The sequence below is a fragment of the Amycolatopsis sp. NPDC051373 genome (assembly GCF_040689465.1).
GTDB lineage: Bacteria > Actinomycetota > Actinomycetes > Mycobacteriales > Pseudonocardiaceae > Amycolatopsis.
On sequence record NZ_JBFBAE010000075.1, the window covers coordinates 1 to 1,347 of the forward strand.

The following is a 1,347-nucleotide window of genomic DNA, read 5'->3' on the forward strand; positions in this document are numbered from 1 at the left end:
GGCATCTCGCGCCAGCGCGCGCAGCAAGCCCTCGGCGGCGCCGTCGTGGCCGAAGCCCTGCTCACCATCACGGGCGGCCGCATGGCCATCTGCCCTTGGTCCACCCGCGACGGCCTCCTGCTCACCCTGCTCGACGCCCTCGCCTCGCATGACCCCTCGCTCCAGGTCAACCCGCTGGACGCCGGCGATCAACGGGACATGGCCACACTCCTGCAGTTGGATGGCCCCCTCGACTGAACCGCCTCGGGCACGCACACTGCCGTTCCGGCGAAACCTTGCTCCGTGCCCACCACGGGAACTGCGGATCACGACGCGCGAGACGAACGGGGACCGCCCGCATTTCGGCGCCTACGATCAGTCGGGGATTTCAACCCGCACACCCTTGGGGCCGGCGCGGTAATCGTCGTGGCCGACGATGGTGCCGACTTCGTCGCGCACGCGATGGGCGACGTGGCGCGCCTTCGCCATGTGGCGCCCGTCTTGACGGCGATCGCACGGTCTTGAAAGTGTTGCCCCGCACAGGCGGCTGCTGCGTGTCGCGGCCACTTTGCAGTCCGACGTGGCCTGGCACAGCCCGCAGCGCTTCGACGCTGCGGCGGAGCTTGCTCGGAAATGGCTGTGTGGTTCAGCGTCACACGAAGGCCAGGCGCCTCTCCAACTCGACAAAGAGGAGTGCGACGAGCAGTCAACGGCGGCCGCGGTAGTCGTCTTCGCGCACAACGACCCCGTACTCATCGCGCACCACATGAACGCTCTTCCGCGCCTTGGCCATGTGGCGACCGGTCTTCTCCGCGTCGCCTGCGGCCTTGGCGGTGTTGGATGCCCGCACGTTGCCTTCCAGCCGGTTCTTCCACAGCCCGTTCTCGAAGTAGGTCTCCACCCCGTCCGCCATCGCCCCACCTCCGCTCGCCGACTTCGCCCGACGGGTACCCGCTTCGAAGAGACCGACACTCGCGCAAGTCAACGAGCATGCGATCACTCAGGGCGTAGCGCTTCGCGTCGACCACGGCCGCGAGAGCGGCGGAAGAGAAGAACCTGGCGCTGGTCAAATCCAGGACCACCAGCCCACCGCGGGCAACGCTGAAGCTGTGCGTTCGTCGTCGCGCCGGCGCCACGGCTCAGTGGCCTGCCTGACGGCGGCGTCCAGGTGTAGACCGCCGACGAATGGGTACCCGTACGCGTGCAGAAGATCGTCGGCGGCGTGATCACAGCGGCGTTCCTGGTTTCGGCCGCTGGTTGCGGTGCTGCCGACTCGCCGGACGTGCGCGCTGCCGCTCAGGAGTTCGTGACCGCTGCGGCCAGCGGTTCGCCCGTGGATGCTTGCACCTTGCTCGCTCCGCGCGTGGG

The 1,347-nt window shown here is 68.4% G+C and carries 1 protein-coding gene and 1 pseudogene; one reads left to right on the plus strand and one right to left on the minus strand.

Annotation, left to right across the window (positions count from 1 at the left end):
- Nucleotides 1-237: pseudogene (locus tag AB0383_RS50070) on the plus strand (hypothetical protein); the annotation flags it as partial.
- A gap of 448 nt (nucleotides 238-685) precedes the next feature.
- Here the strand turns inward: AB0383_RS50070 and AB0383_RS50075 are convergent.
- Entirely contained in the window at nucleotides 686-892 is a 207-nt protein-coding gene (locus AB0383_RS50075) for a DUF2188 domain-containing protein (RefSeq protein WP_364187286.1), read from the minus strand.
- Between the last annotated feature and the right edge of the window lie 455 nt (nucleotides 893-1,347).